Annotated in this window: 25 protein-coding genes; 13 read left to right on the forward strand and 12 right to left on the reverse strand. The window is 49.2% G+C overall.

All coding sequences use genetic code 11. The features are described from left to right. Positions 1-84 precede the first annotated feature (84 nt). Entirely contained in the window at positions 85-909 is an 825-nt protein-coding gene (gene cysE, locus F458_RS0108895; RefSeq protein WP_018983056.1) for a serine O-acetyltransferase, read from the reverse strand. Positions 910-911: 2 nt separating this feature from the next. After that, complete coding sequence (gene trmJ / locus F458_RS0108900; protein WP_018983057.1) at positions 912-1637, reverse strand: tRNA (cytosine(32)/uridine(32)-2'-O)-methyltransferase TrmJ; 726 nt, start codon at positions 1635-1637, stop codon at positions 912-914. Positions 1638-1824: 187 nt separating this feature from the next. On the opposite strand from trmJ, the gene suhB reads away from it, so the two are divergent. Then, positions 1825-2601 (forward strand): inositol-1-monophosphatase, encoded by a 777-nt coding sequence (gene suhB / locus F458_RS0108905; protein WP_018983058.1) that lies wholly within the window; start codon positions 1825-1827, stop codon positions 2599-2601. A gap of 42 nt (positions 2602-2643) precedes the next feature. On the opposite strand, the gene F458_RS0108910 is transcribed toward suhB, so the two are convergent. The 8 genes from F458_RS0108910 to F458_RS0108945 form a co-directional block, all read right to left on the reverse strand. Further along, positions 2644-2904: a hypothetical protein gene (locus tag F458_RS0108910; RefSeq protein ID WP_018983059.1), complete on the reverse strand. Its 261-nt coding sequence runs from the start codon at positions 2902-2904 to the stop codon at positions 2644-2646. Positions 2905-3044: 140 nt separating this feature from the next. Next, positions 3045-3947 (reverse strand): aspartyl protease family protein, encoded by a 903-nt coding sequence (locus F458_RS0108915; protein WP_018983060.1) that lies wholly within the window; start codon positions 3945-3947, stop codon positions 3045-3047. Positions 3948-4133: 186 nt separating this feature from the next. Then, positions 4134-5075 carry a protein translocase subunit SecF gene (gene secF / locus F458_RS0108920; RefSeq protein WP_018983061.1) on the reverse strand — a complete coding sequence of 314 codons (942 nt, stop codon included), beginning with the start codon at positions 5073-5075 and terminating at the stop codon, positions 4134-4136. A gap of 12 nt (positions 5076-5087) precedes the next feature. After that, positions 5088-6932 (reverse strand): protein translocase subunit SecD, encoded by a 1845-nt coding sequence (gene secD, locus F458_RS0108925; protein ID WP_018983062.1) that lies wholly within the window; start codon positions 6930-6932, stop codon positions 5088-5090. A gap of 60 nt (positions 6933-6992) precedes the next feature. Next, positions 6993-7328 carry a preprotein translocase subunit YajC gene (gene yajC, locus F458_RS0108930; protein WP_018983063.1) on the reverse strand — a complete coding sequence of 112 codons (336 nt, stop codon included), beginning with the start codon at positions 7326-7328 and terminating at the stop codon, positions 6993-6995. 24 nt (positions 7329-7352) lie between these two features. Continuing rightward, on the reverse strand, positions 7353-8465 hold the full coding sequence (tgt, locus tag F458_RS0108935) for a tRNA guanosine(34) transglycosylase Tgt (RefSeq protein ID WP_018983064.1): 1113 nt from the start codon (positions 8463-8465) through the stop codon (positions 7353-7355). Between the two features lie 133 nt (positions 8466-8598). Next, positions 8599-9633 carry a tRNA preQ1(34) S-adenosylmethionine ribosyltransferase-isomerase QueA gene (gene queA / locus F458_RS0108940; RefSeq protein WP_018983065.1) on the reverse strand — a complete coding sequence of 345 codons (1035 nt, stop codon included), beginning with the start codon at positions 9631-9633 and terminating at the stop codon, positions 8599-8601. Positions 9634-9841: 208 nt separating this feature from the next. Further along, complete coding sequence (locus F458_RS0108945; protein WP_051085011.1) at positions 9842-10084, reverse strand: DUF6471 domain-containing protein; 243 nt, start codon at positions 10082-10084, stop codon at positions 9842-9844. 205 nt (positions 10085-10289) lie between these two features. Between F458_RS0108945 and F458_RS0108950 the strand changes: the two genes are divergently transcribed. From F458_RS0108950 to F458_RS0108990, 9 genes are all read left to right on the forward strand, one after another. After that, positions 10290-10679, forward strand: a complete 390-nt coding sequence (locus F458_RS0108950; protein ID WP_018983067.1) for a DUF2170 family protein — start codon at positions 10290-10292, stop codon at positions 10677-10679. A 22-nt stretch (positions 10680-10701) separates the two neighbouring features. Then, on the forward strand, positions 10702-11382 hold the full coding sequence (locus F458_RS0108955; protein ID WP_018983068.1) for a PspA/IM30 family protein: 681 nt from the start codon (positions 10702-10704) through the stop codon (positions 11380-11382). A gap of 121 nt (positions 11383-11503) precedes the next feature. Further along, positions 11504-12556, forward strand: a complete 1053-nt coding sequence (locus F458_RS0108960) for a potassium channel protein (protein WP_018983069.1) — start codon at positions 11504-11506, stop codon at positions 12554-12556. Position 12557: 1 nt separating this feature from the next. Further along, complete coding sequence (locus F458_RS0108965; RefSeq protein ID WP_018983070.1) at positions 12558-13208, forward strand: YjfK family protein; 651 nt, start codon at positions 12558-12560, stop codon at positions 13206-13208. Between the two features lie 10 nt (positions 13209-13218). Beyond that, positions 13219-13635, forward strand: a complete 417-nt coding sequence (locus F458_RS0108970; RefSeq protein WP_018983071.1) for a DUF350 domain-containing protein — start codon at positions 13219-13221, stop codon at positions 13633-13635. A 15-nt stretch (positions 13636-13650) separates the two neighbouring features. Then, positions 13651-14265, forward strand: a complete 615-nt coding sequence (locus F458_RS0108975; RefSeq protein WP_018983072.1) for a DUF1190 family protein — start codon at positions 13651-13653, stop codon at positions 14263-14265. Between the two features lie 5 nt (positions 14266-14270). Further along, positions 14271-15434 carry a glutathionylspermidine synthase family protein gene (locus tag F458_RS0108980; RefSeq protein ID WP_026294596.1) on the forward strand — a complete coding sequence of 388 codons (1164 nt, stop codon included), beginning with the start codon at positions 14271-14273 and terminating at the stop codon, positions 15432-15434. After that, complete coding sequence (locus F458_RS0108985) at positions 15431-15991, forward strand: rhomboid family intramembrane serine protease (protein WP_018983074.1); 561 nt, start codon at positions 15431-15433, stop codon at positions 15989-15991. Before F458_RS0108980 ends, F458_RS0108985 begins: the two co-directional genes overlap by 4 nt. A 142-nt stretch (positions 15992-16133) precedes the next feature. Next, the gene (locus F458_RS0108990) at positions 16134-16841 is read left to right on the forward strand and encodes a VC0807 family protein (protein ID WP_018983075.1); all 708 of its coding nucleotides are present in this window, start codon (positions 16134-16136) and stop codon (positions 16839-16841) included. Between the two features lie 235 nt (positions 16842-17076). Here the strand turns inward: F458_RS0108990 and F458_RS0108995 are convergent, their stop codons facing one another. Continuing rightward, entirely contained in the window at positions 17077-18501 is a 1425-nt protein-coding gene (locus F458_RS0108995; RefSeq protein ID WP_018983076.1) for an alkaline phosphatase, read from the reverse strand. A 102-nt stretch (positions 18502-18603) separates the two neighbouring features. Beyond that, the gene (locus F458_RS0109000; RefSeq protein ID WP_018983077.1) at positions 18604-19557 is read right to left on the reverse strand and encodes a chemotaxis protein CheV; all 954 of its coding nucleotides are present in this window, start codon (positions 19555-19557) and stop codon (positions 18604-18606) included. A 262-nt stretch (positions 19558-19819) separates the two neighbouring features. Here F458_RS0109000 and F458_RS0109005 point away from each other — a divergent pair, with 262 nt between their 5' ends. The 3 genes from F458_RS0109005 (at position 19820) to F458_RS0109015 (ending at position 24890) form a co-directional block, all read left to right on the forward strand. Beyond that, a complete protein-coding gene (locus F458_RS0109005; RefSeq protein ID WP_018983078.1) occupies positions 19820-21415 on the forward strand; it encodes an isocitrate lyase in 1596 nt (531 codons plus the stop codon). A 243-nt stretch (positions 21416-21658) separates the two neighbouring features. Then, on the forward strand, positions 21659-22615 hold the full coding sequence (locus F458_RS0109010; RefSeq protein WP_018983079.1) for a LysR family transcriptional regulator: 957 nt from the start codon (positions 21659-21661) through the stop codon (positions 22613-22615). An 82-nt stretch (positions 22616-22697) separates the two neighbouring features. Continuing rightward, positions 22698-24890, forward strand: a complete 2193-nt coding sequence (locus F458_RS0109015) for a malate synthase G (RefSeq protein ID WP_018983080.1) — start codon at positions 22698-22700, stop codon at positions 24888-24890. The last annotated feature ends 85 nt before the right edge of the window (positions 24891-24975 follow it).

Raw genomic sequence — 24975 nt, forward strand, 5'->3', positions numbered from 1 at the left:
TGAGAGCAAAATTGTTCCATACCTGACTAAAACGGTCAACTATAAAACCTTAAAGTTTAGTCAGGTATTTGTACTGCGGCTGTCTCAGATCTTCGGGTCAAATGACTCCTGGTCCCCGCCTTCATCGTAGATGACGGGATCGATGCCGGTGTCGGCAAAGTCTTCTTTGCGCAATGAGCTCAGGTTGTCAGAACATACATCGCCGCCCATACCGCGAATCACTCCACACAACTCTTCGACCTTATGATCCATTTGATGCATATGTTCGAGCATAATGCCCATGGCATTGGCTACCGGGTCGGGGTTATCCGGCGATATTGCGTAGGCATCAAAGCCATACTTCTGCGCGATACAGTGGCGCTTATCATTATTCTCAGTAGCTTTTTGCTGATTGGCATTAGAAGTCACCACACGCCCCGGGATGCCCACCACCGTGGCCCCTGCAGGCGTATCTTTAACCACTACCGAGTTAGAGCCAACCTTGGCGCCGGCCCCTATCGTAATGGGCCCAAGCACTTTGGCCCCGGCGCCGATAACCACATTATCTTCCAGGGTGGGATGACGCTTGCCTGATGTCCAGGATGTCCCCCCTAAGGTCACGCCGTGATACAGGGTGACATCATTGCCAATTTCTGCGGTCTCACCGATAACTACACCCATGCCATGATCGATGAAAAAACGCCGGCCGAGTTTAGCGCCAGGATGGATTTCCACACCCGTCAGCCAGCGGCTGAAAGTAGAGACCGAGCGCGCCAGCCATTTAAGATTGGCTCGCCATAACCGATGACTGAGTCGATGCATCCAGATGGCATGCAGACCGGGATAATTTGTCAATACCTCAAAGGTATTTCGGGCCGCAGGGTCGCGGTGAAACACGCCCTGTATGTCGTCTTTAATCCGTTCGAACATGGTTAGCTCTTGTTAGACTGCGTGGCCTTGTCGATGGATGAGAGAATACCACGCAGAATATTCAGCTCCTGAGCTTCTGGTCTGGCGCGATTAAACAGTCGGCGCAGCTTGGTCATTACCATACCCGGATGATTCGGTATGATAAAATTGGTGCCCTGAAGGGTCGATTCAAGGTGTGCATAAAATCGCTCAAGATCTTGGTTAAGTGGATAGTCGGTTGCTTCGCTCTCAATGGATTGCTTAGCCAACCAGGCCATACGAACTTCGTAACTTAACGTTTGTACGGCCATCGCCAGATTAAGGGAGCTGTATTCAGGATTTGCCGGAATACATACGTGATAATGGCACTGCTGCAATTCTTCATTTGTCAGCCCGTTATTTTCCCGACCGAAGACCAGTGCTACAGGATATTTCGCCACTTCTTTAATCATTTTCTCCCCGCATTCCCGGGGCGCTAACATGGGCCAGGAATGGGTGCGTGAGCGGGCGGAAGTTCCAACCACCAGCCCACAGTCGGCAACGGCCTCTTCCAGGGTATCTACGATAGTGGCGTTACCCAGCACATCTCCAGCCCCTGCGGCTAACGCACTGGCTTTTCCATCAGGCGCCTGCACCGGGTCAACCAGACACAGATTACTCAGCCCCATGGTTTTCATCGCCCGGGCGGCAGAACCAATATTTCCGGTGTGAGAAGTGTTCACAAGAACGATTTTTATATTTTCCAGCATAATTCACGTCAGCGTGTTTGTTTGCGCGCAATACTATCACAGTAGAGCTCTAGATGGCTATAACCGACAGTGCTCATGGCTTTGTCGCACTGATTGCATATTTGATGCTGACAATGTACACTTCGCGCGTTTTTTAGCCCAGGGCTCCTCTCTGCGGCACTCGATCTTTTACAATTGGTGGTTATCTATGCATCCGATGCTTAATATTGCGGTGCGCGCTGCGCGCGTTGCTGGCTCTGTTATTGTTCGTGGTTTTGAATATCGCGACGATTTACAACTGGAATCTAAGGGCGACAATGATTATGTTACCCAAATCGACAAGGAAGCAGAAAAAGCGATCATCAATAAGATTCGTCAGTCTTATCCGGATCACGCTTTCTTAGGTGAAGAAAGCGGTGAAACAGAAGGCGCGGACCCGGATTTTCAATGGATTATTGACCCGCTGGATGGTACCACCAATTTTATCAAAGGCATTCCCCACTTTGCGGTGTCTATTGCGTTGCTTTACAAAGGACGTTTAGACCAGGCCGTCATTTTCGATCCTATTCGCGGCGAATTATTTACCGCCAGCCGGGGTAAAGGTGCCCAGTTAAACGGTTATCGTATCCGGGCTTCCAAGCCCCGTGACCTGACCAACACCATTCTGGCCACCGGCTTACCGTTTAAAGACAAAACTAAGTATAGTGAATATGCCCTCAGTCTGAACAAAATTTTCCACGAATGTGGTGATATACGTCGGGCTGGTAGTGCAGCACTGGATTTAGCCTATGTGGCTGCCGGCCGTCACGACGGTTACTGGGAGCGCGGTATAAAGGCATGGGACATTGCGGCCGGCGAACTGATGGTTCGTGAATCCGGCGCGCTGGCCACCGACTTTAAAGGTGAAAACGATCCGCTTTACAAGGGCGAGATTGTTGCAGGTAGCCCAAAAGTTGTGCAGGCCTTGCTAAAACACTTAAAATAATGTGCTGAAAAAAACGGTGCCCAGGGCACCGTTTTTGTTTTGTTAGTGAGTCTGATGTGGCAACGGCATTTCAATACAGTCGGGCCACAAATAAATAGAACGATTGCATTTTATCTGCTTGGTCGATAAGCAGACCAACACCTTACCACCCACTTCTACAGAAATTTCCTTGTGATGACGAACAATGTCCGGCGACACCCAGACAGACACGTGATCTTGTTGAAAGGTAGCATCAAAATGCCCCAATTCCTGATTACTGGCACGCAGTACAACAGTGTGAGTTTTAAGTGGATTGCACAGCACAGTATTTCTCCTGACCGATATAGGCGCTGTTGATTACGCCATGTAGTTTTTATCGGATTGCAGGTTACGTGCAAAACACTGCGTATTTGTGACAGATCGTCGGCCCCGTACTTTTTTATTAACGTTACTTCCCAGCGGCACTAATCACTTTGCTCCAGACCAACGTGCATTTGTCCCCGTCCATAATCCATGGTCAGAATAAAATGCTTCAATATGTCATAGCCGATAAGCCCGGCAACCCGCTTACCCTTGATTCGTGTGCCCGTTCTGGAATACTGACTTTTCAGGTTGATACTATTGCCTTCGGCATTGAACGAAATCAGTACATTTTCCAGCGTATAGGGCCCGAAGGTTACGTTGTCAACGCGGGTAGATTCTATATATGCAGAACGTGTCGCGCCCATCGCCCCAGTCACGGCATTGTTATTGGTAATCAGCGCCAGTTCTTCGGCCAGGGAACGCTCAATCAGAATACCACCGCTGTTACCGGTATCAAGAATCAGCCAGACACTTTTACCGTTTATATTAACGTTGACCAGCGGCATACCGCTGCCCCGCTGATCGACGATATTGATGTTTTCAAATTCGCTGAGTGTCATGGCATCCCGGGTGATGATACGAAGCCGCTTAGCAGGGTAATCAATTTGCATAATATTGCCATAAAACAGCGGCGCACCCAGCAGTAATCCTGTGGTGTGGTGCCCCAGTGATAGCCCGATTACCTGATCGAAGGACGTTTCACTATCGAACAGTTTAATGGGGATGCCAGATAATCGGTCTGTCGTCTTTTCGCCAAACGCACCATTGATTCTGGTTTTGCCAACACGATTATAATCAAGATCATGCTTCCCCATAAACGCTGTATTAATAGCATTAAACTGAGAACCGCTATCGAGAATCGCTGAAGTTGGTATACCGCTGACTTCGGCTGGCAGAACAATATGGCCGCCGCTTAATTTAAAATCCAGCCATTTTGTCGCCCCTGCCTGTGCCGGCAACGATACTACTAAGTAGATGAATAACGTGGCAATGATTTGTTGCATAACAGCTTCCTGCTTACTGATTTAATCCATTGTGCAAAACAATAACATGTTTTCAGCAACCATAAACATGTCAGCAAGCAGGAAATTTTATAATCGTTGTTATGCAAATAGTCAGGGACCATTCAAATCACAAACATAAAAAAAGGCCACCGAAAATGGTGACCTTTTTCAAATCAAGCAATAGATTTATGGCATAGGATCCATATCAGCGCCTTCTTTTTCTACTTGCGGCGGCATCAGGTCTTCTTTACTGATACCCAGCGCAAGCGCCACTGAACTTGCCACATAAATTGAAGAGTATGTACCAATAACCACACCAAATAGCAGGGCGGTAGCAAACCCGTGAATCAATGCACCACCCTTATAAAACAGTGCCAGCAACACCAGTACCGTGGTTAGTGAGGTGATGATAGTCCGGTTGAGAGTTTGGGTAAGTGAAATATTCACAATTTCAGTGGGTGAACCTTTGCGGATTTTGCGAAAGTTTTCGCGGATCCTGTCACACACCACGATGGTGTCATTCAGTGAGTAACCGATAACAGCCAATACCGCGGCCAGTACAGTCAGATCAAATTCAATCTGCAATACTGAAAACAGACCAAGCGTTAAAATTACATCATGCATCAAAGCCGATACTGACCCTAACGCAAAGCGCCACTCAAACCGCATCGCCACATAGACCAAAATACACAGCAACGCCACCAGCATAGCCAGACCACCCTGCTCGGTCAGCTCTTCGCCCACATTCGGGCCGACAAACTCGATTCGACGCATTTCCACCGTATCGCCGGTGGCGCGCAATGCAGCTACCACCTGGTTACCAATTTGCGCAGACTTTACGCCCTCTCTGGGTGCGATACGGATAAGCACCGCGTCGCTGGACCCAAAGTTCTGGACAATGGCATCTTCAAAAGTTGCATTGTTCAGGGTGGTTCGAATCTCTGACAGATTAGCCGGTTTATCATAACCGACCTCAATCAGAGTTCCACCCGTAAAATCCAGCCCCCAGTTCAGGCTGTTCACGGCAAGGGAAACCACAGAGCCTATCAATAACAACGCTGAGAGCACCATCGTTACGGTGCGCAGCTTCATAAAATTGATCGTCTCAGATACTTTAACTAATCGCATAGATAACGCTCCTTAAATCGCCAGCTTTTTCACGCGGCGGCCACCCCAGACAGCATTAACAATAACGCGTGTCAGCAGAATAGCGGTGAACATGGATGTGGCGATACCGATCATCAGCGTAATCGAGAACCCTTTTATAGGCCCTGTTCCCACAGCAAATAAGATCAGTGCGGCAATAAAGGTCGTCACGTTAGCATCCATAATGGTGGAAAATGCACTGTCGTAACCCTGATGGATTGCCTGCTGAACACTTCTGCCATCACGTAATTCTTCGCGAATACGTTCAAAGATAAGAACATTGGCATCAACTGCCATACCTACCGTAAGCACGATACCCGCCATACCAGGCAGTGTAAGTGTGGCACCAGGAATCATCGACATAATACCAACAATCATGACCAGGTTTGATGCCAGGGCTATGTTGGCAACAACACCAAACGCCTTGTAGTAAATCAGCATGAACAGCAGCACACCTACCAGACCATAGATAATCGCCTGCATGCCCAGTTCAATATTTTCCTGTCCAAGGCTGGGACCAACTGTACGTTCTTCAACAATCTGAATCGGCGCAATCAACGCACCGGCACGCAGCAGCAGCGCCAAATCGCGGGCTTCTTTGGGCGAGTCCAGACCGGTGATTCTGAAGCTACTGCCCAACTGCGCCTGAATGGTGGCCACTGAAATCACTTCTTCGTGTTTTTCAAAAACCAGTTTTCCTTCGTCAGTTTTCTCACCTGTCGCTTTGTACTCAATGAACACCGTTGCCATGGGAGAGCCGATGTTGCCCCGTGTGCCGCGGGACATTTTGTTGCCACCTTCCGAATCCAGCGAGATATTTACCTGTGGGATCCCGTATTCATCCACACTGTTGTTAGCATCAATAATGTGGTTACCCGTTAGCATAACCTGCTTTTCCAGTAACTGAGGGCGGCCCTCTTTATCATTGATTAACTGGGTACCAGGTGGTACCCGACCGCTAACCGCATCGCGCACATCATGGGTCTGATCCAGTAGTCTGAATTCCAGCGTTGCAGTGGCGTTAAGAATTTCCTTAGCACGGGCAGTATCCTGTACACCCGGCAGCTGGACGACGATACGATCCGCGCCCTGCTTTTGAATCAACGGCTCAGCAACCCCCAACTGGTTTACCCGGTTACGCAAGATAGTAATGTTCTGCTTCACTGCGTAGTCGCGAATTTCCTTTAGCTTATCTTCTGAGAATGATGCACGTAAAACCAGATTTTCCTGTTCGGTAAACGACAGATCGCGATTACGATTACGTAAAAAGAACTGTGCACTTTCCAGGGTTTCTTCATCGCGGAATTTTATATCTACATGACCATCGCGCACATTCACTGAACGGTAACGGATACTTTCCTCGCGCAGTGCTGTACGAAAATCACCTTCAGCATCTTCTAAGGACTTCGCAATTGCTTCGCTCATGTCCACTTCCATCAGAAAGTGCACACCACCACGCAAATCAAGACCCAGTTTCATGGGAGAAGCTCCCAGATCTTCGAGCCACTGAGGTGTATCAGCAGCCAGGTTCATAGCCACAACATAGTCATCGCTTAACGCACGTTCGATGTTTTCGCGCGCTTTAAGCTGTGCTTCAGAATCTCTCAGACGAACCAGGATCTGACCGTCTTCAAATTCTATGCGCTTGGCATCAATGTTATTAGCTTCCAGGGTTTCCCGAACCTGGTCCACCATCGCTTCGGTTACAGTAGCATTTCTGCCAGCAGAGATTTGAACGGCGTTGTCTTCGCCATAAAGATTAGGAAGGGCGTATAACGTACACATTGCCACCAGCAGGACTGCAACAAGTACCTTCCAGACAGAATTCTTGTTTAACACGGACAAATTCCTTTTAGCCGGTAGCCGGAACATGAATATCCGGCTCCGGCGTAGAACTGTTTAGATTGCTTTCATTGTGCCTTTAGGCAGAACAGCTGTGACTGAAGACTTCTGCACGACGATTTCGTTGGTCTCGTTCAGTGCAATTTCAATAAAGTCTTTTTCTTCGGATACTTTGGTGATTCGTCCTACCAGTCCACCCTGAGTAAGAACCTCATCACCTTTACTCAGCGATGCAACCAGTGCTTTATGCTCTTTTACACGCTTGGCCTGCGGGCGATACAGTAAAAAATAAAAAATAAGACCAAAAACGCCTAGCATAATCAGCATTTCAAAGCCGCCTCCCTGTTGGCCGCCCGCTGCCTGTGCGTATGCGTTAGAAATGAATAAGCTCATAATCTTCCTCTATCTTCGTTGTTGTTATAATGCCGGTACCGGCATGTCTTTTTGTGCGTAAAATTCGTTGACGAAACTATCCAGATCGCCCGCGTCCAGTGCATCGCGAAGCCCTTGCATAACACGCTGATAATAACGCAGGTTATGAATGGTATTTAAGCGCGCACCCAGAATCTCGTTACATTTATCCAAGTGGTGTAGATAAGACCGTGAATAGTTTTTACAAGTGTAACAGTCACAATTTTCATCCAGCGCCGCTGTATCGTTGCGATGTTTTGCATTGCGAATCTTCACCACGCCATCGGTAACAAACAAATGGCCATTGCGCGCATTTCGGGTTGGCATCACGCAATCGAACATATCTACCCCGCGGCGAACCGCTTCGACGATATCTTCGGGTTTGCCGACGCCCATCAGATAACGCGGCTTATGCGCCGGGATCTGGTGGGCAGTATGGTCAATAATGCGAATCATATCTTCTTTAGGTTCGCCTACCGACAAACCACCAATGGCGTAGCCATCAAATTCAATTTCTTCTAACCCGGCCAGTGAGACATCGCGCAGATTCTCATACATGCCGCCCTGAATAATACCGAACAGGGCGGCAGGATTGTCACCATGCGCTTCTTTACTGCGCTGGGCCCAGCGTAAGGACATCTCCATAGAAACCCGGGCTTCCTGTTCGGTGGCCGGGAACGGCGTGCATTCATCGAAAATCATCACGATATCCGAGCCCAGATCCCGCTGCACCTCCATGGATTTCTCCGGGGTCAGTAAAATCTTTTCACCATTTATTGGTGAACGGAATGTTACGCCCTCTTCGGTAATCTTGCGCAAATCACCTAAACTGAAAACCTGAAAGCCGCCGGAGTCGGTCAGAATAGGCTTATCCCAGTGCATAAAATCGTGCAGGTCGCCATGTTGACGGATAATACCGGTACCCGGACGCAGCATCAGATGAAATGTATTACCCAGACAAATGTGCGCACCACTGTCTTCTAATTCTTCCGGGGTCATCCCTTTTACGGTGCCATACGTACCTACTGGCATAAAGGCTGGTGTTTCCACCACACCACGATCAAACACCAGACGGCCACGTCTGGCTTTGCCCTGTGTATTTAACAACTCAAATTGCATGAATTCGATAACCTTAATCAGGCGCGCTCACGCGCAGGCTCTAAAATTAATTTGGCGGCGATTATACCAGTTCTGCAATTCAGATCATGCCCGAAAAAGTCAGTAACGGTAAAAATGTGCGCTCTGTCGTTTTTTACTGCCTCTCAATGAACATACTATCGCCGTAACTGAAGAACCGATATTGCTCTTCAATTGCCTTTTTATAGGCATTCAACACATTCTCGTGGCCGGCAAAGGCACTGATCAGCATCATGAGAGTGGACTCGGGCAAATGAAAATTAGTGAACATGGCATCCACCACTTTAAAGTCAAAACCCGGGTAGATAAATATATCGGTATCATCAAAAAACGGGACAATCTGCTCATCCTGTGCCGCTTTTGCCGCAGACTCCAGTGAGCGCACGGAGGTGGTTCCTACGGCAATAACCCGCTTGCCGCGCGCTTTGGTCTGACGGACCAGGTCTACCACCGTCTGGGGTACTTCTGCATATTCTGCATGCATCTTGTGTTCAAGTATGTTGTCTACTCTGACCGGCTGAAAGGTACCTGCACCCACATGCAATGTTACGAATGCAGTGTTAACGCCTTTTTCTGCCAGTTGTGCCAATACCGCATCATCAAAATGCAGGCCGGCGGTGGGCGCCGCTACCGCCCCTGGCTTTTCATTATAAACAGTTTGATAGCGCTCTTTATCAGTGGCTTCATCAGGCCGGTCTATGTAGGGCGGTAATGGCATATGACCGTGGGCCTCAAGTAACGACAACACCGTCTCGTCATGGTCAAAATGCAAAATAAACAGTGCGTCCTGCCGGCCGGTAACAGTCACCTGCACAGAATCCTCAAGGATCAGCCGGGTATCAGGCTTGGGCGCCTTACTCGCTCTGACATGGGCCAGCACGTAGTTATCTTCTAAAATACGCTCTACCAGCACTTCCACCTGCCCGCCGGTGAGCTTTTTGCCTTTCAAACGCGCCGGTATAACCCGGGTGTTATTGAAAATAAGCAAATCTCCTTCTTCCACCAAATCGGGCATGTCAGCAAACATCCGGTGAGCCACGGCACCATTTTTCCCATCCAGATGCATCAGGCGGCTGGCACTGCGTCGCTCAGTGGGGTATTTGGCGATAAGGGATTCAGGTAATGAAAAATTAAAGTCGCTAAGTTTCATGAGGTCAGACACTACTAAAGTTGCAAAAAATCAGTGATTGGAAAAACGAGTCATCTGCGCTATACGTGGCTATTAATCTGCATACCTAATAATGCCCACGGGCTCAACTTAATCGGTTAAGCTATGCCGGATAGTGATGATGTTCTCCCATGTTATTCTATTGATACTTTCGCCCGGCATTTGTCCGGGCTTTTTTATGCGCCACAGTTTACCCGTCTTTGTCCTGAAGATCAGCGAGGATCTCAGCAATATTTTCAGCCTCCATCCCCTTCCCATTTAACACCATCATGATTGCAAGCAGTAAATCTGCCCCCATAATCCCCTTGTTCACCTTATTACGCAGATTGTCTGCGCTTTGAATAACGCCAATATGGGCCAGGCGGTCACTCAGCGCCTGATATTTCACACCACGAACCGACATTTGCGACTTCACCAGACGCTGCACGACCATACGCCACTGAGTTTGCTCATTCAAAATATCACCATTTGTGAGTTATAGTTTACAAAAACACACTTTTTTACACATTTGCACGCCTTTTATTATTGACCGAGTCAGCGTGTATGTCTACACTGACTCTGCGAATGTTGGCGCAGCGCTGCTTTATGGGTAAAGTGACTGCCTATTTATTCGCTTAACAGGTTAAAGGAGAAACACTATGACATGGGATCTTGCGCAACTGGAATCCCTTTTATCGCAGTACGAGGACTTTGTGGTTACCCACGAGGAAGATTGTCTGCTTATCGCCAACGCTGAAGGTATTGATGCCTGGCTGGCCATAAGTGGTGAGCAGATTCTGGTAGAAAGCTTGTTATTTTCTGCCGATCAGGTGAAAGACAAAGCCGCGCTGGATCATGAGATATTGTCATCACATATGGTGTTTCCGCTGACCACAGTGGGCATCTCTACCATCAACGGTCAGGAATACTATACCGCATTTGGTGCGCTCAGCGCGCAATCAAAAGCACAGAGTATTGTCATTGAAGTGGAAACCCTGTTTCAAAATGTCGCATCGTTCTTAGATGCTTACGAAACCCATCTTCAATAATCGGTAATTACAGGAGAAGCGAATGTCTGTTTGGAAAAAGTTAATTACAGCGGTTAAAGGTGGCGCTACCGAGGCAGCGCAGGCAGCTGCCGATAGCCAGGCGATCCGAATTCTGGAGCAGGAAATCCGCGAAGCCAAAGAAGAGTTGCGAAAGTCAGACCATGCCCGTACGCAGATTCTGGCCAAAAGTAAACTGTCGCAACAGAAGATTGACAGTTACGATGCATCCATCAGCGAATATGAAGCCCATGCCAGAAAAGCAGTAGATACTGATCGGCAGCTGGCCCTGGATTGTGCTCAGAAGGTCTCTGATTTAAAAGAAGAGCGAGACCAGGAACAGGCTTATCTTGATCAGTTTAAAAAATCTGAGAAGCAGCTTGCTGGCAACATTCAGCAGGCCAAAGCGAATTTGCGTCGGCTTGAGCAACAGGTCGACATGGTTAAGGCTACTGAGAGCGTGCAAAAAGCGCAGGTGTCAGTCTCATCGCGTCATATGGGTGCGAACAGCAAAATGAAGACTGCTACTGAATCGCTAAGCCGTATTCAGGAAAAGCAAAAGCTGCGCAATGCCGAACTGGAAGCGGCTGAAGAGCTTGCCAGCGAAGACAGCAATTCAGATTTAGAGGCGCGGCTTTCCAAAGCCGGTATCAAGGGCGGAAAATCTTCCGCCGACGATGAGCTCAGCAGAATTATGGGCAGTTAAGCAAAAAGGGCCGTACGGCCCTTTTTTGATCGTAACAGATAGTTCGCACAGCTTGCCCGGCACCGCCGTGAAAGGCATACTGATGCTATAACGATAATAGAAACAGGATGTTAATCGGCTCATGGCCTCCTGGATACAGATTCGAAGACTCATGCTTCGCTACTTCAGCGAATCTCGATGGTACACAATTGTACTGGTTACTCTGCTTTACTCGCTGATGAGCTGGTCATTGCTAAGTGCTGCCGGCGAGCAGGCACTTATCAATCAGGTCGACTTTATTTACTGGCTGGCTGTGACAGCATCAACGGTAGGTTATGGCGATTTATCACCACAAACCTCCGCCGGCAAAATGATTGTTGCGCTGTTCGTTATTCCGGCCGGGCTAAGCATTTTTGCCATGGTCATTGGGCGTATCGCCGGGTGGGTAAACAATCAGTGGAAGAAAGGATTAACAGGTATGAAAACGCTGCATGTATCAAATCACATTCTGGTCATTGGATGGAATGAACAGAAAACCTTATTACTGCTGGAGTTATTGCTAAAAGAACGTGAAGATCTTGCCAGCAAACCTGATATTGTTCTTTGTGTCAAAGCTGACATTACCAACCCCCTGCCCGGCCAGATAGAATTTGTGCACGTTGAGTCTTTTAACAAGGATACCGATATGGATCGGGCCTGTATCAGCGAAGCCAGTGTTATTTTGATTGATAATCCGTCCGATGACCTGACGCTGACCACAGCCCTGTACTGCACAAAACGCAACCCAGAGGCACACCAGGTCGCCTATTTTACCGATGATAATCTGGTCACCTTACTGCAAACTCATTGTCCCAACGTAGAATGTACGCCCAGCGTGGCTGTGGAAATGCTGGCAAAATCAGTTTTTGACCCGGGCTCCAGCATGCTGCATCACGATTTGTTGAGTGTGGATGAGGGACAGGCCCAGTTCTCTGTGGCCCTGCCAAAAGATTGCGGACAACTGACCGTGGGCCAGTTGTTTATCAATATGAAAAAGCATTACGACGCCATTTTTATAGGCTTTGCTCCCGGTGGTGTGTATAAAAACATGGTGGTTAATCCTGATTTTGATGTCACACTGTCGCCTGACGATAAAGTTTATTACATTGCCAGTGCCCGGGTAAAAAATATCGACTGGCAAAAACTGGGGAGCTGATATGTTTAGCAAATTATTTGGCCGTAAACCAGCAGCACCGGACAAACCCAAAGCGCCGGAGATTATGGGGCTTTATCTGGGCGGTTCGTTCGAACTGGACGAGCTGAAACTGAAAATGTTGATCCCCGGTTTAGTCATTGAATCCTGCACGCCATCTCAGCTTATTCAGGCTGTCGGCGATGCCCCGCTGGACTCAGGGGGAAATTTGCTGCGTTTTTACACAGATGATGAGGGCTTTTTACAGGTGGTCACCGATGGCGGACTGACTGAAAACCACATTACAGACGTTAAACTGTGGCATTTTTATGATACCAAAACCATTGGCAGTGATGCCCAATGGCAGGATTGCCTGGATAATCTCATCTCTCAGCCCACCTACGAACTGGAAGGCCATACCTACACACGGGTATGGGATGCGGTGGGCGATAACTCGCCGCCGGTGGCGGTGACCGAAACCACGTACGAACAGGACGGTGACGTCAGTAAAACCGACCAGTTCATGATGCTCTACGAGCGTCCGTTAGAAGATGACCGCTTCGAGTCATTGCTCGTTGCGGGCGAAGAAAAGATAGTGAATAACAATAAAGATCGTTGCCTGGTGATCAGCACAGGCTTTGACGTTTTACCTACCGATATACAAATCAATGGCTAGAGGATTAAGCATGGATTCAATAATGGCGTCGCTGGCAGGGCTGGATAATTTTGCTCTGTACTTTTTACTCTCAATTATATTTCTGTTCATCTTTAAGTTTGTTTATGCACTGGTAACACCTCACGATGAGTGGAAACTGGTAAAAGAAGAGAAAAATGTCGCAGCAGCGGTGGGGTTTGGTGGTGCTATCGTAGGCTTTGCACTGGCCTTATCCGGTGCAGCAGCAAATTCTCTGTCAGTAATAGATTTTGCTATCTGGGGCATCGTCGCCATTATCGCTCAGTCGCTGGCATTTGCCCTGTTGCGGTTTACGTTTATGCCCCGCATTGCTGAGCGTATTAATAATAATGAAGTGTCAGCCGGTGTTATTCTGGCTGCAATGTCTGTGGCTGTTGGTTTGCTTAACGCCGCCTGCATGACCTACTGAGCCTGCGAGGTAACGATGTCTACGCAAAAACGCACAAAACAAATTAACCTTAGCCGGATGCGCAAATCTGTAGCGGTTAAACCGCTGGCAGTAGGTGTGGCCGGTATGTTTTTAAGCGCCTGTACCGATAACCGCCAGCAGGCTGATATTTACACATCGGTAGAAGACTGCACCAGTGCTAATCCTGATGCCACGCAAGAATGTCAGGCGGCGTATCAGCAGGCGGTGGAAGAAGCAGCCCGCACCAGTCCTAAATTTTCGACGGTTTCAGACTGTGAATATGAATTTGGTGATAATCAGTGCCGCCAGGTGTCCACCGACAACGGCAGCTTCTTTATGCCTTTCATGGCCGGATACATGGTCAGTCAACTGCTGTCGCCCCGTTCTTACTATTCACAGCCCCTGTTTACCTCATCATCACGCTACTCGCCCTTTCGGTCACGCTGGGTGACTGCCGATGGGCACATTTTCAGCGGCGATGTAAGAAAGCGTAACTACCGGGTGAATTCGTCAACCTTTAAACCCAAACCCACAGTGTCACGCACCATCAGCCGTGGTGGTTTTGGCAGCTCGGTCAGAGCAAAATCCGCCTGGGGCAGTCGCTCTCGTTCCAGCGGCTGGGGTGGTTAACCCTTTTGTTCCGCCACCGAATAGCGCCACGGCCAGACTGGCAGCAACAGGCGGCTGAGTTTGGCTTTCACTTCCATACCATGTATGGCGAGCCTTACTGGGATGAAAGTGCCTATTACCAGTTCAGCCTTGAGCAAATTGAGCAGGACATTGAGGCGCCCACTGCCGAATTGCATCAGATGTGTCTGGCCGCCACCGAACGTGTGGTGAACAGTGATGCGCTTCTGGCCCGGTTCAGCATTCCCGCGCCTTACTGGGGGTTGATTCGGACAGCATTTGCCCGGCGGGAGCCGTCTTTGTATTCGCGTCTCGATTTGGTTTATGACGGCAAGCATCCGGTTAAGCTGCTGGAAAATAACGCCGATACACCGACCTCGCTGTATGAATCCGGCTTCTGGCAATGGCTGTGGTTGGAGCAAAATGTGGATAAGGGTGCGCTCCCCCGCCAGTCTGATCAGTTTAACTCTCTGCAGGAAAAGCTCATCCACCGTTTTGCCGATATTGCCCGGCAAAAACACCTTACTCAAATGCACTTTTCCTGCTGTAAGGATACTGATGAAGATCGCGGCACCGTACAATATCTGCAGGATTGTGCCGCCGAAGCCGGGTTAGATACTGATTTTGTCTTTATTGAAGATATTGGTCTGGCTGATACCGGTGTCTTTACCGATTTGCAGGATGCGCCTATCACTGACTGCTTTAAGCTTTATCCGTGGGAGTTTATGCTGGCCGACCCATACGGCGAAGCACTGGTAGAGGCAGACGTAGACTGGATTGAACCTATCTGGAAAGCGATTATTTCCAACAAAGCTATCCTGCCTTTGCTGTGGCAGATGTTTCCCGGGCATCCCAACTTGCTGGAAGCCTACTTTGCCAACGACTGTCCGGCGCTATCTACCGGCAAATGGGTAAAAAAGCCGCTGTTCTCACGCGAAGGTGCAAATATCTCAATGATCGAAGACCAGCAGGAGAAAGCGTTATCTGACGGCCCCTATGGCGAAGAAGGATTTATTGTTCAGGCTTTTCATCCACTTCCACGATTTGAACGTAATTACACATTGATAGGAAGCTGGCTGGTGGATAATTTACCAGCTGGGATCTCTGTCAGAGAGGATTCGTCTTTAGTCACACAGGATTTGTCGCGGTATCTCCCGCATATAATTTTATGAGCCAATTACCCAGACTACGTTCACAATTTCGCCTCATCGCCATCGTTGGCGCTGTGTTAATTCTGCTTGAGATTATCAATCTCATTACCCTAAACAGTTTAATCAGCCTGGGCCTTGAGCCGCGCAGCTTACCCTCGCTGTGGAACATAATTACGGCACCGTGGGTGCATCAGACACCGGCGCACCTGATTGCCAATCTGCTGCCGCTGTTGCTGTTTATCTGGCTGACCCTGCAGTGGGGCAACAAAACTTTCGTAAAGGTTACCCTGACGGTATTTGTGGTTGCCGGACTTGGCGTGTGGCTGTTTGGTCGCTCGGCGATTCATCTTGGTGCCAGCGGCATGGTATATGGGTACTTCGGCTTTTTGCTGTGGGCAGGATTCAAGACCAAAAAAATCCCGTATATGATCATTTCCGTGTTAGTGGCGATTGTCTATGGGGGGTTAATTTTAGGTGTGCTTCCGGGGCGCGAATTTGTGTCCTATGAATATCATCTGTTTGGATTCCTGGCCGGTTTACTGGCTGCATGGCGCTGGGGTGCCACCAGCACCGTGTAATGCGCTGTGTCTTATCACTGCTGACTTAATCTCCATAAAATTCAGTATCTTCACAAATTGATACAGAAAAAGTGTGTTGCAGACGTTGGCAGTGACCATCAGACTCTTATAATGCAGTTAAGATAAGTGATATGAAGTATTCATGACCTCCACCAACCAATCGGCTCAAAAACAGAACCAGGGCTTTTTCGGCAACCTGGCGTTTAATATTATTATTCCTGTGGTCATCATGAGCTATACCAGTTCGGATGACCTCCTAGGCCCTGCCTGGAGCATTGTGGCAGCGCTGGTGTTTCCTATTGGCTATGGGCTATGGGACTTAAAACAATCTGGTAAAGTGAATGGCTTTTCGGTGCTGGGCATCATCAGTGTTCTGCTGACCGGCGGCATCAGCCTGTTAAAGCTACCCGCTGAATATATTGCAATTAAAGAGGCAGCGATACCGGCACTTATTGGTATTGCGGTGCTGGTAACACAATATACTAAAAAGCCGCTGGTTAAGATGCTTATTCTGAACGATCAGATTATCAACTGGAATGCACTTAACGATGCCCTTGAGCGTACCGGCAAAGAGCAAGAGTTTCGCCGCAAGGTAGCAAATAGTTCCTACATTGTTGCCACCTCATTTTTTGTCTCCTCGGCACTTAACTATATTCTGGCAAAGGTTATTCTGGTCAGCGAGCCTGGCACAACGGCTTATACAGAAGAGCTGGGGCGTATGACAGCGCTAAGCTATCCGGTAATTGTCATTCCCAGCATGATTTTGCTGGTCACCGCGCTGTGGTACCTGTTCAACCAGATTGGCAAAATCACCGGTGAGGACCTGGATAACTTCCTGAATCATCAGTAAGCCTGTACTAACGGCGTTATCAGAAGATAACGTCGCCCTCCCCAGCCTCTTGTGCTTTCAATGTTACCAAATGGCATAAGCTTGACACATGGTGTCTGCAATATCGTTGAGGCGAGGATGATAATGGTCGCTGACCACGATGAGATTCGACGTGATTAGCTGTGGGTAGGCGCAAACGCAAACGCAAACGCAAAAATAATACGGGGGCCTGAATGCCCCCGTCGGTTACGAGTTGTTACTCGCAATGAAAGTCTTCGTGAAAATCACAGTCATCTTCAGCCGGCATTGCCACCGGCGTATCTGTTGTTTTCATGTTGCCGGTAGATTCGGTCACAAAGGCTTTCATGCGATGGGCAATATCTGTGTTATCCATTTGGCCTACAAACGCGTGACTCCCCGCGCCGAAGGAAAACACTTCAACATCTACGCCAGTGTGACCGGATGTGGTCCAGCCAGTATTACTCTTCATATCCAGAAATTTCTTAAGGGTAACTTCACGGTCGGCGGCTTTATCCTGCTCCAATACCTTGTTCAGCATGTTGTGATCATCCTCGGTAAAAGCAAAACCAAACTGCTGACTGATATAAGCAAGCGGCTGGTCCATGTCCGGAATATTACGCGCCACCGTACTTACTGACGACTTCATATCTTTTAGAAATTCAGGCGCCCAGCGATAATCACCTTTGGCACCAATGGTCAGCCCGCCGGTGCTGTGATCGGCAGTGAGTACGACCAGGGTGTCAGGATTATTTTTAACATAGGTTTTCAGATAGCTGATCGTTGCGGCCAGATCATCCATTTCCGCCATGGCCGAACCGATGTCATTCGCATGACCAGCCCAGTCGACCTGACTGGCCTCAACCAACAAGAAAAATCCTTCGGGGTTTTCCAGGTGCTTAATTGCATGCTCGGTAAGGTAGGATAAACGGTGTGCGCGCTTATCATCCAGCGCTGGCGGCAGGCCTACCGGGGCAAATAAACCCAGTACGTCAGAGCCCGCCGGTATTGTAGCCAGTTTATTGTAGCTATCGACATACTGATAATCAGCATCGATAAATTCAGCAACCAGATCACGGTCGTCCCGTTCGAAATATTGGGTGCCTCCGCCCAACATAACATCAGCGACAATTTCACCATTTATGCGATCATCAAAAAAGCTATCGGCAAGGGCGTTGTAGTTTTTACGGCTTTCATTGTGAGCAATATAAGAGGCCGGTGTCGCATGGTTAATCTGGGAAGTGACCGCCACACCGGTCCGCATGCCCTGCTTCTTAGCCAACTGCAGCACAGACTCAACCCTGACCTTATTATGGTCTACACCTATAGCACCATTATACGATTTTGCGCCGCTGGCAAGTGCGGTGGCTGATGCCGCAGAATCTGTTACATAGCCGGAGACATGATGCGGATAGGTCGAGGCGTTGCCCGTCAGGATATCATCGAACACGACGGTTTCGACCTGCGGGGTAGACGGATCATCCATAAAATTACGATAGGCTGTGGTATAGGCGGGGCCCATGCCGTCGGCTACCACCATGATAATATTCTTAGGGGTGCTCACCCTGGCTTCTGTCTGCTTGCCAGATGGCTGCGCGACAGACATACATCCGGTCAGCGCCACGGCGCTCGCCAGAGACAAAAGAGATACTCGTTTAAACATGCTGTAGTTCCATCAAAAAAGTCTGCGTAAATTGTAAAGCACCGCCTCAGCAGTCACCAAAGAATTTGCTGTAAGTGACTTATTTTCAACGATGTATACCCGTCAGGGTGCATCTTGCGACAATTGCCGTAGCCGTTGCAAGGCCACTTCCACCAGCATGTCAGGCTGAAACTTGGAAATAAACCGGTTACAACCAACCTTCTGTACCATCGCCTCATTAAAACTGCCACTTAGCGAGGTATTCAGGGCGATGAACAAATCTTCCATCCGCGGATCGGCGCGCACCTCAGCGGTGAGTCTGTACCCGTCCATTTCAGGCATTTCGGCATCAGTGTACATCAGTAATATTTCATCATTAATACAGCGGCCCTCATCGGCCCATTTTTTCAACAGGGCCAGCGCGTCCGCGCCGTTGCGACTTTCAATAATTTGCATACCAACCTGCCCTAAGGTATCTCTTACCTGTTTGCGGGCTGTGCCTGAGTCGTCCACCACCAGCACTGTATGGCCTCTTAGCCGTTTAACATCTGTTTCAGCCAGCAGCGCATCAGAAATGGTGGCGTCGTATTCAATGATCTCAGCCAGCACCTTTTCCACATCGATGATTTCAACCAACTCATTTCGATCATCTATATTCATTTGCGTGATGGCGGTCAGATAGTTTGCTTTACCGATAGAGCGTGGCGGTGGCTCAATATCCTGCCAGGACGTATTTACGATGCTCAGCACTTCGCCAATTAAAAACCCCTGCACGCTGCGATTATATTCAGTAATAATGACATTACACGGGTAGTCGCCGTCGTTTTTGGGGCGCATTTTTATGGCCTGCCGCAAATCGATGATCGGGATGGTGGAACCGCGGTAAGTGGTCACTCCACGTAAGTTACCATGGGCGCCGGGCAAGGTGTTCAGCGGGGGAACCTGAATGACTTCTCTGACTTTAAAAACATTCATGGCAAACGCATGGCGCGACCCAAGCCTGAACATCAACAGCTCCAGGCGGTTCTCGCCAACCAATTTTGTGCGCTGATCTACTGACGCTAAAACATTACTCATAATCTGATACTTCCGGCTTCGATGAGATGGTTATAGATAATTTCGCAGTAAAATACAATTTACCAATGGTCGAATATGCCTCCTGCCTTGCATCTTCAGATGTTTGCTTGAACACCCCTGCATTCACAAGATAAATGGCGACAATCCAAATTATATATTTACGTTATCTTAAAAACCCGCCTAGGATAAAACTGACCTTACAAAATTTGTTGCCGCACAACGGCCAGCAAGAACCCTACAAATAAAATAATGGAGAACGAGCATGTCGCAATACCAACAAGATATCGACGCCATCGCAACGTTAAAATCAACGCAAAAAGGCACATGGGATAGTATCAGCCCCGAATACGCCGCGCGAATGAAAGCGCAGAACCGGTTTAAAACAGGTTTGGACATTGCCCGCTATACAGCCGCTATCATGCGTCAGGATATGGCCGATTATGATGCCGACAGTGCTCAGTACACGCAGTCTTTAGGCTGCTGGCATGGGTTTGTTGGTCAGCAAAAGATGCTGGCGATTAAAAAACACCATGGCAACACCAGCAAACGCTATCTGTACCTTTCCGGCTGGATGGTTGCAGCCCTGCGCTCTGAATTTGGTCCGCTGCCTGATCAGTCCATGCACGAAAAAACATCGGTACCGGCATTAATTGAGGAATTATACACATTTCTTCGCCAGGCTGATGCACAGGCGCTGGGCAAGCTTTTCCAGCAGTTAGATGATGCCAAAGATAAAGGCCAGGATACTACCGACATTCAGTCCCAGATTGATAATTTTGAATCCCATGTGGTACCGATTATTGCTGATATTGATGCCGGTTTTGGTAACGAGGAAGCAACGTATTTGCTGGCCAAAAAGATGATCGAAGCCGGTGCCTGCTGTATTCAGATTGAAAACCAGGTGTCAGATGCCAAGCAGTGTGGTCACCAGGACGGCAAAGTCACTGTTCCCCACGAAGATTTTCTGGCCAAAATCAATGCTGTGCGTTATGCATTTCTTGAGCTGGGGGTGGACGATGGTGTTATTGTGGCACGTACTGACTCACTGGGTGCAGGCCTTACCCAGAAAATCCCGGTTTCACAGCAGCCAGGTGACCTGGCATCGCAATACAATGCGTATCTTGATTCAACCGATGTTAATGATGCCAGCGACTTAAATGATGGCGATATGGTCATCAAGCAGGATGGAAAACTGGTTAAGCCTACCCGTTTGCCGAATGGTCTGTTTCGCTTTAAACCGGATACGGGTGTGGATCGTGTGGTACTTGATTGTATTACGTCGCTTCAAAATGGGGCTGACTTGCTGTGGATTGAGACAGAAAAACCTCACGTGGGCCAGATTGCCGATATGGTGAACCGAATCCGCGAAGTAGTACCCGATGCCAAGCTGGTTTACAACAACTCGCCGTCATTCAACTGGACACTTAATTTCCGTCAACAGGTGTTTGATCAATGGCAGCAGGAAGGTAAGGACGTATCAGCGTATAATCGCGACAGCCTGATGTCTTCCGAGTATGACGATTCGGCGCTGGCAAGCGAAGCCGACCAGAAAATCCAGAGCTTCCAGCGCGACGCAGCCCGCGAAGCCGGTATTTTCCACCACCTGATTACATTGCCAACCTACCATACCGCTGCGCTGTCTACTGACAACCTGGCAAAAGGCTACTTCGGCGATGAAGGCATGCTGGCTTACGTTAAAGGTGTGCAGCGCAAAGAAATCCGCGAAGGGCTGGCCTGTGTTAAACACCAGGCGATGGCGGGCTCAGATCTGGGGGATACACACAAGGAATACTTCTCAGGTGAAGCTGCGCTTAAAGCTTCCGGTGAAGACAATACCATGAACCAGTTTGATGTCTGAGGGACAATAGGTCACTGGCATTTCCCAACCAGGCTCCTTTAAGGAGCCTTTTTTATTGCAGACTTGCCGCGGCTATTCTCCCCGGCCCGTCAGCCTTTCCCACAGGGCTCTGTAAACCAGTCCAATATTCCCTCAACCCGGTTAATGCTACATGCAGTTATAAGACTAAATGACTATCTGACAAGCGCTTCCATTATCTTTATACTCAGCCTTTACATTTTGTTGTCACAAGGCATTTATAGAATGAATATCGCCAAAGTGGATCTCAATCTTCTGGTCTATCTGGATGTATTGCTGCGCGAGAGGTCTGTGACCCGCGCGGCTAATCAGCTCAGTATCACGCAGCCAGCCATGAGTAATGGCCTGAAAAGATTGCGCGACCTGTTTAAAGATCCGCTGCTGGTCAGAACCAGTGATGGCATGACACCCACCAAACGAGCTCTGGAATTACAACCTGTTATCCGCGATGTGCTTAGTCGCCTGGAAAGCTCCATTCAGCCGGAAACCGATTTTGAGCCAGCCACCAGCCGGCGTACCTTCAGAATTATGACCAGTGACTATGCTGAAAGCACGCTGCTGTTGGGGCTGTTGAATGAGCTGGCGGTTCACGCGCCCAATATCACGCTGGATTTAATCACGCCATCGGATGTTACCTTTCACGATGTGGAACAGGGCAAAGTGGACATGGCCATTAACCGTTTTGAAGAGTTGCCTTTATCGTTTCATCAAAAGGTCATCTGGTACGATACGTTCAGCTGTGTGCTTAGTGCAGAGCATCCGCTGGTGGATAACTGGGACTTGGATGGCTACCTCAACGCCCGTCATGTCTGGGTCAGTAAAACCGGCTTTGGGGTGGGCGTGGGAATTGATCCCAACGAAGTGCAGAAACTGGGCTGGGTAGATGCAGAGCTGGTTAAGCTGGGCAAGCATCGTGATATACGGGTTTTTACCCGGCACTATCACGCGGCCCTGCAAATTGCCAAAACACAGCATTTGATTGCCACCCTGCCCACCAAATCAGCGCGCCTGCTGGCCGATGACTCCAGCGTAGTGCTTAAAGCGCCCCCCTTTGATATTCCGCCTATCGCGCTGAAAATGGCCTGGAGCGCCCTGCTTCATCACGATGCCGGTCATATCTGGCTGCGGCGATTAATAGGAGAGGTAGCACAACGTATGAACGAGGGAGAGACATTCAGCTAATTTATGACAAGGATACAAATCATAAATTAAAAATAAGGCGGTTATCTCTCTACACTGGTTAAAAAACAAAGGAGAGAACTCTATGGCTGGTAACCAAAAAGAACAGTATACCCAACAGGGCCGCCTTAAAATCGCCTCTACCCTACACCACTTTATCAACGAGCAGGCGCTGCCTGGCTCTGGCATTCAGCCCGCGCATTTCTGGCAGTCATTTGAATCTATCCTGCTGGACCTGACCCCCACCAATCAAGCACTGCTGGAAAAGCGCCAGTCATTGCAAACCCAGATTGACGAATACCACCGGACCGGCCAACCCGCCAGTGGCGAAGCGTATGCGGCCTTTCTGCGTGATATTGGTTATCTGGTCAGCGCGCCTGAAGAGGTGGCCGTAAGTACCGACCGTGTAGATGAAGAAGCCGCCACCATGGCCGGGCCTCAACTGGTGGTACCTATTAATAATGCCCGCTACGCCCTTAATGCCGCTAACGCCCGCTGGGGCAGCTTGTATGATGCCTTTTACGGCACTGATGTCATTGGCCAGGAAGGTGAGCTTGCGCCGGGCAAAGATTATAACCCGACTCGCGGCCAGGCGGTGGTTACCAAAGCCAAAGACTGGCTCGACAGCGTGCTCCCGTTGCAAACAGGCAGCCATCACAAGGTTACAAACTACTGGATTAAGGACGGCGCGCTAGCTGTAAAATTTGCTGACAATACCGAGACAAGTCTTTGTAACAGCGCCGCTTTTGCAGGCTACCGTGGCGAGCAGCAGTCACCTGATGCCCTGCTTTTTTTGCATAATCAGCTGCATTTCGAAGTACAAATCAACCGCACTCATCCGGTGGGCAAAAATGATACCGCCGGGGTCAGCGATATTCTGATGGAAGCAGCCCTGTCTACCATTATGGATTGTGAAGATTCTGTGGCGGCAGTGGATGCTGAAGATAAAACCCTGGTGTATCAGAACTGGCTGGGGCTGATGAAAGGCACGCTGGCGGTAGCGGTTAATAAAAATGGGCAGCAATCCACCCGCACCCTGAACCCGGATCGTGATTATCTCAGCCCCGCGTCTCACAACCCCTTTAAGCTGCATGGCCGCAGCCTGATGTTTGTCAGGAATGTGGGCCACCTGATGCAAAACGATGCTATTCTGGTGGATGATGAACCGGTATATGAAGGCCTCATGGATGCCATGGTGACGGCCCTTATCGGTATTCACGATATCAAAGGAAACGGCGAGTATACTAACTCCCGCAAGGGCAGCATTTATATCGTAAAACCCAAAATGCACGGGCCTGAGGAAGTGGCCTTTGCCAATACCCTGTTTCAGCGCGTTGAACAGGCTTTAGGGTTAACGGCAAATACGCTCAAAATGGGTATCATGGATGAGGAGCGTCGGACCAGCGTCAACCTGAAAGCCTGTATTGCGCAGGCCCGGGAACGCGTGGTCTTTATTAATACCGGCTTTTTAGACCGCACCGGAGATGAAATACACACCTCAATGCTGGCCGGCGCGTTTGCGCCCAAAGCTGAGCTGAAACAGCGCCCCTGGATCGCCGCATATGAAAAAGCCAATGTGATGACCGGTTTAGAATGTGGGCTGTCGGGTAAAGCGCAAATTGGTAAAGGGATGTGGCCTGTGCCTGATCACATGCAGGCAATGATGGAGACCAAGATTGGTCATCCGCAAGCCGGGGCAACCACCGCCTGGGTCCCCTCGCCCACAGCGGCCACACTGCACGCTCTGCATTATCATCAGGTTGATGTATTTGAAATACAAAAGTCGTTGGAAAACAGTGATTTCGATGGACTGTCAGATATTTTAACAATCCCGCTTATGGATACTTCTGCGCCGCTTGATGAAGCGACCATACAGCGCGAGCTGGATAATAATGTACAAGGTATTCTGGGTTATGTGGTGCGCTGGGTTCATCAGGGCATAGGCTGCTCGAAAGTACCGGATATCGATAATGTCGGGTTAATGGAAGACAGGGCAACACTGCGGATTTCCTCCCAGCACATTGCCAACTGGCTGGTGCACGGCGTGGTGACCCACACCCAGGTTGAAGAAACACTGGCGCGTATGGCCAAGCTGGTGGATGAACAAAATGCCGGTGACAGTGCATACATTCCCATGCACCCTGATTATAACAACGCCACAGGGTATCTGGCCGCGCGGGATTTGATTTTTAAGGGGACCGAACAGCCCAGTGGTTATACCGAACCGCTGTTACATGCCCGTCGCCGAGAAATGAAAGCCGGGCTTGCGATTGAGTGAGCGTAACATAAACCTGTGACCTACTGAGCAGCCTGCGGCGTCAACGCTCAGGCCACCCCGGTAAGGTTTTATTCATCAATACGCG

This window comes from Salinimonas chungwhensis DSM 16280, assembly GCF_000378185.1.
GTDB lineage: Bacteria > Pseudomonadota > Gammaproteobacteria > Enterobacterales > Alteromonadaceae > Alteromonas > Alteromonas chungwhensis.